This window comes from Streptococcus sp. SS4 (assembly GCF_030440125.1).
GTDB lineage: Bacteria > Bacillota > Bacilli > Lactobacillales > Streptococcaceae > Streptococcus.
The window spans coordinates 49,913-61,119 of record NZ_JAQFJM010000012.1 but is presented as its reverse complement, the minus strand read 5'-3'; the positions used below and the strand labels follow the sequence as shown (position 1 = coordinate 61,119).

The 11,207-nt window shown below is 39.1% G+C and carries 13 protein-coding genes and 1 pseudogene; 12 read left to right on the top strand and 2 right to left on the bottom strand.

All coding sequences use genetic code 11. From position 1 onward, the window contains the following. The first annotated feature begins 2 nt into the window (after positions 1-2). From recN to PCY16_RS10340, 6 genes are all read left to right on the top strand, one after another. Positions 3-1,673: a DNA repair protein RecN gene (gene recN / locus PCY16_RS10365; RefSeq protein ID WP_155198181.1), complete on the top strand. Its 1,671-nt coding sequence runs from the start codon at positions 3-5 to the stop codon at positions 1,671-1,673. Between the two features lie 69 nt (positions 1,674-1,742). Continuing rightward, a complete protein-coding gene (locus tag PCY16_RS10360; protein WP_195413565.1) occupies positions 1,743-2,585 on the top strand; it encodes a DegV family protein in 843 nt (280 codons plus the stop codon). Further along, a complete protein-coding gene (locus PCY16_RS10355) occupies positions 2,578-3,453 on the top strand; it encodes an SGNH/GDSL hydrolase family protein (RefSeq protein ID WP_073687556.1) in 876 nt (291 codons plus the stop codon). Before PCY16_RS10360 ends, PCY16_RS10355 begins: the two co-directional genes overlap by 8 nt. Further along, positions 3,446-4,018, top strand: a complete 573-nt coding sequence (locus tag PCY16_RS10350) for a YpmS family protein (protein ID WP_064524638.1) — start codon at positions 3,446-3,448, stop codon at positions 4,016-4,018. Before PCY16_RS10355 ends, PCY16_RS10350 begins: the two co-directional genes overlap by 8 nt. 136 nt (positions 4,019-4,154) lie before the next feature. Further along, a complete protein-coding gene (locus PCY16_RS10345) occupies positions 4,155-4,430 on the top strand; it encodes an HU family DNA-binding protein (protein ID WP_002884048.1) in 276 nt (91 codons plus the stop codon). A gap of 59 nt (positions 4,431-4,489) precedes the next feature. Beyond that, on the top strand, positions 4,490-4,690 hold the full coding sequence (locus tag PCY16_RS10340; RefSeq protein ID WP_002890779.1) for a hypothetical protein: 201 nt from the start codon (positions 4,490-4,492) through the stop codon (positions 4,688-4,690). A 62-nt stretch (positions 4,691-4,752) separates the two neighbouring features. On the opposite strand, the gene PCY16_RS10335 is transcribed toward PCY16_RS10340, so the two are convergent. Next, positions 4,753-5,688 carry a dihydroorotate oxidase gene (locus tag PCY16_RS10335; protein WP_060971492.1) on the bottom strand — a complete coding sequence of 312 codons (936 nt, stop codon included), beginning with the start codon at positions 5,686-5,688 and terminating at the stop codon, positions 4,753-4,755. Between the two features lie 255 nt (positions 5,689-5,943). Between PCY16_RS10335 and PCY16_RS10330 the strand changes: the two genes are divergently transcribed. Beyond that, the gene (locus tag PCY16_RS10330) at positions 5,944-6,636 is read left to right on the top strand and encodes a phosphoglycerate mutase (protein WP_000240128.1); all 693 of its coding nucleotides are present in this window, start codon (positions 5,944-5,946) and stop codon (positions 6,634-6,636) included. Positions 6,637-6,733: 97 nt separating this feature from the next. Here the strand turns inward: PCY16_RS10330 and PCY16_RS10325 are convergent, their stop codons facing one another. Continuing rightward, positions 6,734-7,063 (bottom strand): helix-turn-helix domain-containing protein, encoded by a 330-nt coding sequence (locus tag PCY16_RS10325; protein WP_002890783.1) that lies wholly within the window; start codon positions 7,061-7,063, stop codon positions 6,734-6,736. A gap of 145 nt (positions 7,064-7,208) precedes the next feature. On the opposite strand from PCY16_RS10325, the gene PCY16_RS10320 reads away from it, so the two are divergent. From PCY16_RS10320 to PCY16_RS10300, 5 genes and pseudogenes are all read left to right on the top strand, one after another. Next, positions 7,209-7,598, top strand: a complete 390-nt coding sequence (locus PCY16_RS10320) for a nuclear transport factor 2 family protein (RefSeq protein ID WP_002890784.1) — start codon at positions 7,209-7,211, stop codon at positions 7,596-7,598. 39 nt (positions 7,599-7,637) lie between these two features. After that, positions 7,638-7,961: pseudogene (locus PCY16_RS10315) on the top strand (2,3-bisphosphoglycerate-dependent phosphoglycerate mutase); the annotation flags it as partial. Between the two features lie 346 nt (positions 7,962-8,307). Further along, positions 8,308-9,864: a 2-isopropylmalate synthase gene (locus PCY16_RS10310; protein ID WP_195413566.1), complete on the top strand. Its 1,557-nt coding sequence runs from the start codon at positions 8,308-8,310 to the stop codon at positions 9,862-9,864. An 18-nt stretch (positions 9,865-9,882) separates the two neighbouring features. Beyond that, positions 9,883-10,920: a 3-isopropylmalate dehydrogenase gene (leuB, locus tag PCY16_RS10305; RefSeq protein WP_037599057.1), complete on the top strand. Its 1,038-nt coding sequence runs from the start codon at positions 9,883-9,885 to the stop codon at positions 10,918-10,920. Between the two features lie 4 nt (positions 10,921-10,924). Next, complete coding sequence (locus PCY16_RS10300) at positions 10,925-11,206, top strand: DUF1294 domain-containing protein (protein ID WP_037598114.1); 282 nt, start codon at positions 10,925-10,927, stop codon at positions 11,204-11,206. The last annotated feature ends 1 nt before the right edge of the window (position 11,207 follow it).

Here is an 11,207-nt window from a genome sequence, read left to right as displayed (position 1 = left end):
CTATGCTTCTCGAAATTACGATAAAGAATTTCGCAATTATTGAAGAGATTTCTCTAAACTTTGAGAATGGTATGACCGTCCTTACTGGTGAAACAGGTGCTGGTAAGTCCATTATTATAGATGCTATGAATCTTATGTTGGGTGCTAGGGCCTCTAGTGAGGTCGTCCGTCATTCAGCATCTAAGGCTGAAATTCAGGGCTTCTTTTCAATCGAACAAAATCCTGCCTTGGTTAGTATCTTGGAAGATAATGGGATTCCTGTTGAGGATGAATTGATTATCCGTCGTGAAATCTTCCAAAATGGTAGAAGTGTTAGTCGTATCAATGGGCAGATGGTCAATTTAACGACGCTTAAGTCTGTTGGGCACTTCTTGGTAGATATCCATGGACAACATGACCAGGAAGAGCTTATGAAACCTGCTCTGCATATTATCATGCTTGATGCCTTTGGTGACAAGGAATTTTTCCAGACTAAGAAAGAGTACCAGGAGTATTTTGACCGCTATCGTGAGTTAAGAAAAGCTGTTCTTGAAAAGCAGAAAAATGAGCAGGAGCATAAGGCTCGAATTGAAATGTTAGCATTTCAGATTGCAGAAATTGAAGCAGTCTCTCTAAAATCAGGAGAAGATTTGGCTTTGATGCAGGAGCGAGACAAGCTTCTTAATCATAAGCAAATTGCTGATACCTTAACAAATGCCTATGTCATGCTGGATAATGAAGATTTTTCAAGCCTTTCAAATGTTCGTTCTGCCATGAATGACCTCCAGTCTCTTGAAGAGTATGACTCTGATTACAAAGAACTCTCTGGGAATCTATCAGAAGCCTATTATGTTTTGGAAGATGTCACTAAGCAACTAGGTGATTTTTTGGATAATCTGGACTTTGATGCTGGACGTTTACAAGAGATTGAACACCGCTTAGATACCATTAATGCCATTACTCGTAAATATGGTGGGACTGTCGATGACGTCTTGGATTATCTGGAAAATTCAAGTAAAGAATACAATCTTCTGACAGGAAACTCTAGCTCGTCAGATGCTATGGAACAAGAGCTTAAGCAACTTGAAAAGGACCTGCTTGCGTCTGCGGAGACACTACAAACAGCACGCCATCAAATTGCTACGGCTCTTGAAGCTGAGATTAAGAACGAGTTATGCGACCTCTATATGGATAAAGCTGATTTTAAAGTTACCTTTACTAAGGGGAAATTTAATCGTGATGGTAATGAGCAGGTTGAGTTTTACATCTCAACCAATCCAGGTGAAGGCTTTAAACCGCTTGTTAAGGTAGCTTCAGGTGGTGAATTATCACGACTCATGTTAGCGATTAAGTCAGCCTTTGCCCGCAAAGAAGATAAAACAAGTATCGTCTTTGATGAGGTTGATACTGGCGTTTCAGGACGTGTTGCCCAAGCCATCGCTCAGAAGATTCATAAGATTGGGAGTCATGGTCAGGTCTTGGCCATCAGTCACCTTCCTCAAGTTATTGCTATTGCTGATTATCAGTTCTTTATTTCTAAGGAAAGCGATAACGAGACAACTGTCTCTCGTGTTCGTCTTTTGACACCTGAGGAAAGGGTGCAAGAAATCGCTAAGATGTTAGCAGGTGATAACGTGACGGAGGCTGCCTTGAGCCAAGCAAGAGCTTTGTTAAAGGTGGATGACTCTCTTTAGGAAAAGACTTGGGAAAACCTTTCCAGTCATGCTATAATAGAATAAAAATTTGTGTTAAGCGAGAAAATTATGAGTAAAATCAGAATTGTAACCGATTCGTCAATCACGATTGAACCAGAATTGGTTAAAAAATATAATATCACTGTTGTCCCATTGTCGGTAATGGTGGACGGTGTCATCTATTCAGATAGTGACCTTCGAGAAGAAGGCCGTTTCTTGGAAATGATGAAGCATAGTAAAGAGTTACCAAAGACAAGCCAACCACCTGTAGGTTTGTTTGCTGAGACATATGAAAATCTTGTCAAAGAAGGTGCAGAACAAATTGTGGCAATCCACATTATGCACACGCTCTCTGGGACATGTGAAGCCTCACGTCAAGGAGCTAGTCTTTCAGGAGCAGATGTAACTGTCATCGATTCTGGCTTTACGGATCAATGCCTCAAGTTTCAAGTTGTTGAGGCAGCTAAATTAGCCGAAGCAGGAGCTAGTCTTGATGAGATTGTAGCCCATGTTGAAGAAGTGAAAAATAAATCAGAACTTCATATTGGTGTTTCTACCCTTGAGAATCTGGTTAAAGGTGGTCGTATTGGACGTGTAACAGGTCTTCTGTCTTCATTGCTCAATATCCGTGTCATCATGGAGTTGAAAGACTATCAGTTGAATACGATTGCTAAGGGGCGAGGAGCTAAGACTTTCACGAAATGGTTAGATTCTTATATTAATGGTATCAAGGATAAGGACCGCAAAGTGGCAGAGATTGGTATTTCTTATGCAGGGACACCTAATTTAGCACATGAACTGGCTGAAAAACTTGAGGTTTTGGGTGCTCCAATTTCAATCCTTGAGACTGGTTCCATCATTCAAACGCACACTGGTGAAGGCGCCTTTGCCGTAATGGTTCGTTATGAATAAGTGGAAAGAATCAGAATTAGTTAGAAGCCTCGTAGGCTTCTTCTTGCTTTTTCTCTTATTTATCGGCCTCTTCATTTTTATCGTTCCTAGTACGCATCAGTCATCAAAAATTGCAGAAAAGATTAAATCTATCAAAAATGAAAATGTGACCTATGTTGCTATTGGTGATTCCCTTACTCAAGGGGTAGGTGATAGTAGTAATCAAGGAGGATTCGTTCCTGTGCTATCACAGGCATTAGAGTCAGATTTTGACTGGCAAGTGACTTCTCGTAACTACGGTATTGCGGGGAATACGAGTAATCAAATTCTCAAAAGAATGCAAGAAAAGAAGGATATTCAAAGAGATCTCAAAAAGGCTAAAGTGATGACTCTGACAGTTGGTGGTAATGATGTGATCCATGTCATTAAGGACAATATCACGAATCTTAATGTAGCTACCTTCACTAAGCCTGCTCAGGCCTATCAAAAGAGATTAAGACAGATTATTGAGCTAGCTCGCAAGGAAAATAAAACATTACCAATTTATATTGTTGGTATTTACAATCCTTTTTATCTTAATTTTCCAGAGATGACAGAAATGCAAACTATTGTAGATAATTGGAACCAGTCTACTGAAGAGGTGTGCAAAGAGTACGATAATGTGTATTTTGTTCCTGTAAATGATTTGCTTTATAAGGGAATTGATGGTAAGGGCGGTGTTACAAGTTCTGATGATACCTATCAGTCTAGTAAATCTTCTCAAGATAGCCTGAACGATGCTCTTTTTGAGGATGATCATTTTCATCCAAATAATACAGGTTATCAAATTATGTCAGATGCCATTTTGAAACGTATTAACCAAACAAAGAAGGAGTGGTCAGGTGAGTAAGATATGGAAGTGGCTATTTTTAGGACTCTTGGCCTTAAATCTAGCCCTAGTAAGTGTTGTGACATATAGAATCATGACTCCAGTGGAGACGACAAGTTCTGTATCCCTACCCAAGGGAGCAACTAAAATTGGAAAATATAGTATGACTAAGGATGAGCTTGACGCTGCTCTTACAGGCTTTGCCCAGGATTATTCGACTGATAAGATGCGTTTCAAGGTCAAGGTTACCAATTCTAAAATCGTTTTTGAAAGTAGCTATAAGGTTTTAGGTCATCCTGTTCCTCTATATGTCTATTTTACGCCGGTTGTTAGTGAATCAGGAGCAATTGTACTGCATGTTTCTGAGCTTTCAGCTGGAACCTTGAAACTGCCTGTTTCGGATGCCCTTAAGATGATTAAACGTTCGACTAACCTTCCTGATTACATCGCAATCGATAGTAAGAAGGGAAAGGTTACCCTAAATATTCAGTCTATGAAGAATGAGAAGGGGATAACAGCACGTGCTCAAAGCCTAGATTTGGTTAATGACCGTATCGAATTTGACATCTATAAGACAATAAATTAAAAAGCCTTTACTTTTTGCAAAAAAGCGATTAAATTAGCGTTTATTACTTGACCTCATAGGCCTTTTAGGATAAGATAATACTTGTTCAAGCGCTAAAAATACTATTCGCTTAGAAATAAATTGGAGGATTGTTACAATGGCTAACAAACAAGATTTGATCGCTAAAGTTGCAGAAGCAACTGAGCTTACTAAAAAAGATTCAGCAGCAGCTGTAGATGCAGTTTTCGCTTCTATCGAAGAATTCCTTGCTGCAGGTGAAAAAGTACAATTGATTGGTTTCGGTAACTTTGAAGTACGCGAACGCGCTGCTCGTCAAGGTCGTAACCCACAAACTGGTGAAGCTATCTCAATCGCAGCTTCTAAAGTTCCTGCATTTAAAGCTGGTAAAGCTCTTAAAGACGCAGTTAAATAATGTAAAAACCCCTAAGATTTTAGGGGTTTTGATTTATACGAAATAAGTTAAGGAAATCTATGAAAACCATAACAGTGGTATTGATTTTTCTTTTGGTTTTTACTGTTATTAAACTATCAGGTATTGTTGCTATTAGCAAACTGATGAAGCCAAGTGAAGAACAAATTGAAGAAGCGCGTCAGAAACGTCTTCAAGCTGAAAAAGAGGGCAAGGACCCTTTTGAAGACTGGGATGAACGCGATGATGATGGTCTTGTCTAATAAGAGAATCCTCATCAAATAACAAAAAAAGTTTGGAAAATCTTCCAAACTTTTTTTATAGACTAGTCGATGTAGTGAAGTTTTCCTCGGAAGTCTTCAAGAGTTTCGTAACCTTTTTCTTCCATGATTTCTTTAAGTTCTTTAGTAATACGGTCAAAAATAGCGACACCTTCTTTTTGAAGGGCAGTACCAACTTGTACCATACTTGCGCCACAAAGGATGTGTTCAAAAGCATCTCGACCAGATTTTACACCACCAGTACCAATAATTTGGATTTCAGGTTTCAAACGTTGGTAAAAAGCATGAACGTTTGCCAAGGCAGTAGGTTTGATGTAGTCACCACCTATACCACCAAAACCATTCTTAGGTTTGATGACAACAGACTCATCTTCAATGTAAAGGCCATTACCAATTGAGTTCACACAGTTAACAAAGACAAGTGGGAATTGGTTGAAAACGGCAGCAGCTTGGTCAAAGTGCACAATATCAAAGTATGGTGGTAATTTCACACCAAGAGGTTTCGTAAAGTAAGAAAAGACTTCAGTTAGGATCTCGGTTGTTGTTTCAAAATCGTAAGCGATTTGAGGTTTACCCGGAACGTTAGGACATGAAAGGTTGAGTTCAACCAGCCCTTCATAGTCACTTTCTTGAACTTTTTTAAGAATGGTGTGTGTTTCCTCAGGAGAAAGACCAACGAGAGAAAGAAAATGATTTTTAGTATTGGGTTGCTTTTGTAATTCAATGACATAGTCAAGGTAGTATTCGAAACCGTTATTTGGCAATCCCATTGAGTTGATTGACCCAAGAGGTACATTCACATAACGTGGTTCAGGATTACCGGGACGGGCCTCAAGTGTTCCTGTTTTTGTGACAAATGAACCTGCAGCTGAAGCCTCAACCTCTGCCAATTCTTCCTTAGTCATACAATGAACACCAGCGGCATTCATAAGACAGTTATCAAACGTAAACTGACCAACTTTTGTAGCAGTAGAAACCATAAGATCCTCCTTAAAGATCACAAAGTAAAATGTTACTATTTCATCTCATTTTAGCATGAAAAGGGGCCTAAAACAAGGAAATATTGGACGGGCTAAAGCCTCTAAAACGAAATTCTGATATCGTCTCTTTTTGCCAAGACAAGAAGCAATAGAATTTTACAGAATTTTTTGGATTTTGCTAGCTTTTTCAAGGTTTTTTGGGTAGAATAGATACAGTAAATGGGTTTAACCCAAAATAAAAAGGAGACATAACTAATGGTAAAATTGGTTTTCGCTCGCCACGGTGAGTCTGAATGGAACAAAGCTAACCTTTTCACAGGTTGGGCTGACGTAGATCTTTCTGAAAAAGGTACTCAACAAGCTATCGACGCTGGTAAATTGATTAAAGAAGCTGGTATCGAATTTGACCAAGCATACACTTCAGTATTGAAACGTGCGATTAAAACAACTAACTTGGCTCTTGAAGCATCTGACCAACTTTGGGTTCCAGTTGAAAAATCATGGCGCTTGAACGAACGTCACTACGGTGGTTTGACTGGTAAAAACAAAGCAGAAGCTGCTGAGCAATTTGGTGATGAGCAAGTTCACATCTGGCGTCGTTCATACGATGTATTGCCTCCAGCAATGGATCGTGATGATGAGCACTCAGCACACACTGACCGTCGTTACGCTTCACTTGATGACTCAGTAATTCCAGATGCTGAAAACTTGAAAGTTACTTTGGAACGTGCCCTTCCATTCTGGGAAGATAAAATCGCTCCAGCTCTTAAAGATGGTAAAAACGTATTCGTAGGTGCACACGGTAACTCAATCCGTGCCCTTGTAAAACACATCAAACAATTGTCAGATGACGAAATCATGGATGTTGAAATTCCAAACTTCCCACCATTGGTATTCGAATTTGACGAAAAATTGAACGTTGTTTCTGAATACTACCTCGGAAAATAATTATAAAAGATAAAAGGCGGGATTTATTCCGCCTTTTTTTTGAGAAGTGACTCTCGGTTCGTCTCACTTTGTAAGGTGAGATGAACCAAGGAGATAATTAGTCTAGAGTTTCGATATACTCCAGTCCCCAACTTTCAATGGCATCTAGGACACCTTGAAATTTTCTACCCATTTCAGTTAGACTGTATTCGACCCGTGGGGGAACTTCAGCATAGACTTTACGCTCCACGATTTTATCCTTCTCGAGCTGTCTGAGGTGTCGTGTTAGAATGGTTTGGGTAATGCCAGGAATTAGACGTTGTAGTTCATTAAAACGCTTAGTCCCCGTACTGAGTTGATAGATGATGACTAGAGCCCATTTGCCTGTTAGTACACGCTGCGTCGTGGCAAAAGGACAAATTCCGTATTCACTGACTTTGGTTACCATAATTCCTCCAAATTTTTTAAAATTATTCTCTTATTTGACAATAATAGTATCGTATTTGATACTAGATAACAATAAAGTGCCTACTTGTCTTTTTGTTAGTAAGTGATAATATTATATCATAAATAAAAGAAACGAGGAGTAACTCATGTCAGTAAATTTAGAAATTTTCAATGCATATAACAATGGTCTTATAACAGGTGATTTTCCAGCTGTTTTTGAGACTATGGCAGATGATATTATCTGGCACCAGCCAGGTCAGCATAGTAATTCCGGTACAGTTGTTGGAAAAGAAGCACTTGGAGCACACTTGGCTCAATTTTCAGAAAAAACAAACGGTACCTTCAAAGTATTGACTAACTGGGTGTCTGAAAATATTGACCTTGTAGCAGCCAATGTGACCTTTGTTGGAACTCGCCCAGACGGCGAGGAACTCAACATGAATGGTATTGATCTTTTTCGCATGGATGATGGAAAGATCAAGGAAGTTTGGCTCTTTTCATCAGATCAAGCAGTAGAAGATGCTTTCTGGGGTTAGGCAGTAAATTAATCTATAATCTGAAATGAAATTTGATTTATGGATCGTGATGATGAGCACTCAGCACACACTGACCGTCGTTACGCTTCACTTGATGACTCAGTAATTCCAGATGCTGAAAACTTGAAAGTTAGTTTGGAACGTGCCCTTCCATTCTGGGAGGATAAAATCGCTCCAGCTCTTAAAGATGGTAAAAACGTATTCGTAGGTGCACACGGTAACTCAATCCGTGCCCTTGTAAAACACATCAAAGGCTTGTCAGATGACGAAATCATGGATGTTGAAATTCCAAACTTCCCACCATTGGTATTCGAATTTGACGAAAAATTGAACGTTGTTAGCGAATACTACCTCGGAAAATAAGCTGAGATAAGTAGTTATCATTAACAAATAAAAAGTTGACTTCGGTCAGCTTTTTTCTTTTCTTGAAAATAAATGTAAAAAGTGGTCAGAAAAGTCAGTCAATTCAGTAATTTTTCCTTGACTTTCAAGTTGGAAAGATGTATCATATTAACCAAGATACATCGAAAGGAAATGAGTCAAATGACATTCGCAACTACAACTGTTTTGCTATTGCGTAATGAGGGCTAGTGCAAAAGCATTAGTCCTGTTTGGCTTACCAAGCGGGAGGTAAAAACATCTCGCTTGGGTTTCCGAGTGAGATGTTTTTTTACTACTATCGTTTTTACTTTTAGAAAGAGGATTGTCTATGCGTAAAGTTGAATTTTTTGATACAAGTCTTCGTGATGGGGAACAAACACCAGGTGTTAACTTTTCAATCAAAGAAAAAGTTGCCATTGCTAAGCAACTTGAAAAATGGGGAATTTCTGTAATCGAAGCAGGTTTTCCTGCAGCTAGCCCAGATTCATTTGAGGCAGTAAAACAAATTGCAGAAGCTATGACAACAACTTCTGTTACCGGCTTGGCTCGCTCAGTAAAATCTGATATTGATGCTTGTTATGAGGCTTTGAAAGATGCCAAGTATCCACAAATTCATGTCTTTATCGCAACAAGTCCGATTCACCGTGAGTTTAAATTGAAGAAATCAAAAGAAGAAATTCTTGAAGCTGTAAAAGAGCATGTGACTTATGCGCGAGAACGTTTCGATGTTGTTGAGTTTTCACCAGAGGATGCTACTCGTACTGAGCTTGATTTCTTGACTGAAGTTGTTCAAACAGCGGTTGATGCTGGTGCATCATATATTAATATTCCAGATACAGTAGGATTTACGACTCCAGAAGAGTTTGCACGTATTTTTGATCATTTGACTGAAAATATTAAATCAGACCATAAAGTTGTTTTTAGTGTTCACTGTCACGATGACCTCGGTATGGCAACTGCAAATACTTTGACAGCAATTAAACACGGTGCTGGACGTGTACAGGGAACTGTTAATGGTATCGGTGAACGTGCGGGTAATGTTGCTCTTGAAGAAGTAGCTGTTGCTTTGAAAATTCGTGAAGACTTTTTCCAAGCAACAAGTGATATTGTTCTTAATGAAACAATGAATACTTCAGAGCTTGTTTCTCGCTTCTCTGGAATTCCTGTTCCTAAAAATAAAGCTGTTGTTGGTGGAAATGCTTTCTCTCATGAATCAGGTATCCACCAAGATGGTGTTCTTAAGAACCCACAAACTTATGAAATTTTCACACCAGAATTGGTAGGTGTGAAGAGTAACAGTCTTCCTCTTGGTAAATTGTCAGGACGTCATGCCTTTGTTGAAAAATTGAAAGAACTTGAGCTTGACTTTGTGGAAGAAGATATCAAACCACTCTTTGCCAAATTTAAAGTCTTGGCTGGGAAAAAACATGATATTACTGATGCAGATATTCGTGCACTTGTTGCTGGTACAAGTGTAGATAATCCAGAAGGTTTCCACTTCGAAGATCTTCGTTTGACTACTAATGCTGATGAAACAATCACTGCTACAGTAAGCTTGGCTAATGAAGATGGTGAATCTGTTGAATTTTTGGCAAATGGCCAAGGGTCAGTTGAAGCTATCTTCAATGCTATTGACAAATTCTTCAACCAAACAGTTCGCTTGACTTCTTATAATATTGACGCAGTAACTGATGGTATTGATGCGCAAGCGCGTGTACTTGTAACTGTAGAAAATGTAGATACAGATACTATTTTCAATGCATCTGGTTTGGACTTTGATGTCTTGAAAGCATCAGCAATTGCCTATATCAATGCTAATACATTGGTTCAAAAAGAAAATGCTGGTGAGATGGCACGTAAGGTTTCTTATCGTGACCTTCCATAAGCCGAAGAGGAGTTAAACATGACAAAGAAAATTGTAACACTTTCAGGTGATGGAATTGGACCTGAGATTATGGCAGCAGGTCTTGAAGTTCTTGAAAAAGTAGCTTCAAAAATTGGATTTGATTACGACATCGATGCTAAACTATTTGGTGGTGCTGGCATTGATGCCGGGGGTCATCCACTTCCAAAGTCAACTTTGGATGCTGCTAAATCAGCAGATGCTATCCTCTTGGCTGCAATTGGTGGACCTAAATATGACAATGCGCCAGTTCGTCCTGAACAAGGACTTTTGGCCATTCGTAAGGAGTTGAATCTCTTTGCTAATATCCGTCCTGTCCGCATCTTTGATGCCTTGAAACACTTGTCACCTCTTAAACCTGAGCGTATTGAGGGCGTAGACTTCGTCGTTGTTCGTGAGCTCACAGGTGGTATTTATTTTGGTGAGCACATTTTGGAAGAAGATAAGGCTCGCGATATCAATGATTATTCAGCAGATGAGATTCGTCGTATCATGCGTCGTGCCTTCAAGATTGCTCAAGGTCGTGGCAAAAAGGTCACTAGCATTGATAAACAAAATGTTTTGGCAACTTCTAAATTATGGCGTAAGGTTGCTGATGAAGTTTCTTTGGAGTTTCCAGATGTAACCCTTGAACATCAACTCGTTGATAGTGCCGCAATGATTATGATTACCAACCCAGCTCGTTTTGATGTGGTTGTGACAGAAAACCTTTTTGGTGATATCTTGTCTGATGAATCAAGTGTCCTTCCAGGAACTTTAGGTGTTATGCCATCTGCCAGTCACTCTGAAAATGGTCCAAGTCTTTATGAACCTATTCATGGTTCAGCACCAGATATCGCTGGTCAAGGTATTGCCAATCCAATTTCAATGATTTTGTCAGTAGCTATGATGTTACGTGAAAGTTTCAATGAAACTGAAGGGGCAGAATTGATTGAAAATGCTGTTGATAAGACCTTGAATCAAGGCATCTTGACACGTGATTTGGGTGGTCAGGCTTCGACTGCTGAAATGACAGCAGCTATTATTGGCAATCTCTAAAATCATGACACTGAAATTAGTGTTACTAAGTGTTTTGTTGGTATGGAATATTGTCGTCTTATTGGTTTATGGCCTTGATAAACATAAGGCTATCCGACATAAGAGACGGATTTCTGAGAAGGCATTATTATTACAGACACTGATCTTTGGTGGTATTGGTGCCTTTCTAGGTGGGAGACTTTTTAGACATAAAATTAACAAATGGTACTTCAAGCTTTGCTGGCTTATAGGAATTGTTATAGATGTCTTTCTTTTATACCTTATTCTAACAAGACTTTCGGATTAGC

Coding starts and splice junctions, on each gene's coding strand:
- recN (WP_155198181.1), top strand. CDS start 3: ATGCTTCTCGAAATTACGATAAAGAATTTCGCAATTATTGAAGAGATT.
- PCY16_RS10360 (WP_195413565.1), top strand. CDS start 1,743: ATGAGTAAAATCAGAATTGTAACCGATTCGTCAATCACGATTGAACCA.
- PCY16_RS10355 (WP_073687556.1), top strand. CDS start 2,578: ATGAATAAGTGGAAAGAATCAGAATTAGTTAGAAGCCTCGTAGGCTTC.
- PCY16_RS10345 (WP_002884048.1), top strand. CDS start 4,155: ATGGCTAACAAACAAGATTTGATCGCTAAAGTTGCAGAAGCAACTGAG.
- PCY16_RS10340 (WP_002890779.1), top strand. CDS start 4,490: ATGAAAACCATAACAGTGGTATTGATTTTTCTTTTGGTTTTTACTGTT.
- PCY16_RS10335 (WP_060971492.1), bottom strand. CDS start 5,688: ATGGTTTCTACTGCTACAAAAGTTGGTCAGTTTACGTTTGATAACTGT.
- PCY16_RS10330 (WP_000240128.1), top strand. CDS start 5,944: ATGGTAAAATTGGTTTTCGCTCGCCACGGTGAGTCTGAATGGAACAAA.
- PCY16_RS10325 (WP_002890783.1), bottom strand. CDS start 7,063: ATGGTAACCAAAGTCAGTGAATACGGAATTTGTCCTTTTGCCACGACG.
- PCY16_RS10320 (WP_002890784.1), top strand. CDS start 7,209: ATGTCAGTAAATTTAGAAATTTTCAATGCATATAACAATGGTCTTATA.
- PCY16_RS10310 (WP_195413566.1), top strand. CDS start 8,308: ATGCGTAAAGTTGAATTTTTTGATACAAGTCTTCGTGATGGGGAACAA.
- leuB (WP_037599057.1), top strand. CDS start 9,883: ATGACAAAGAAAATTGTAACACTTTCAGGTGATGGAATTGGACCTGAG.
- PCY16_RS10300 (WP_037598114.1), top strand. CDS start 10,925: ATGACACTGAAATTAGTGTTACTAAGTGTTTTGTTGGTATGGAATATT.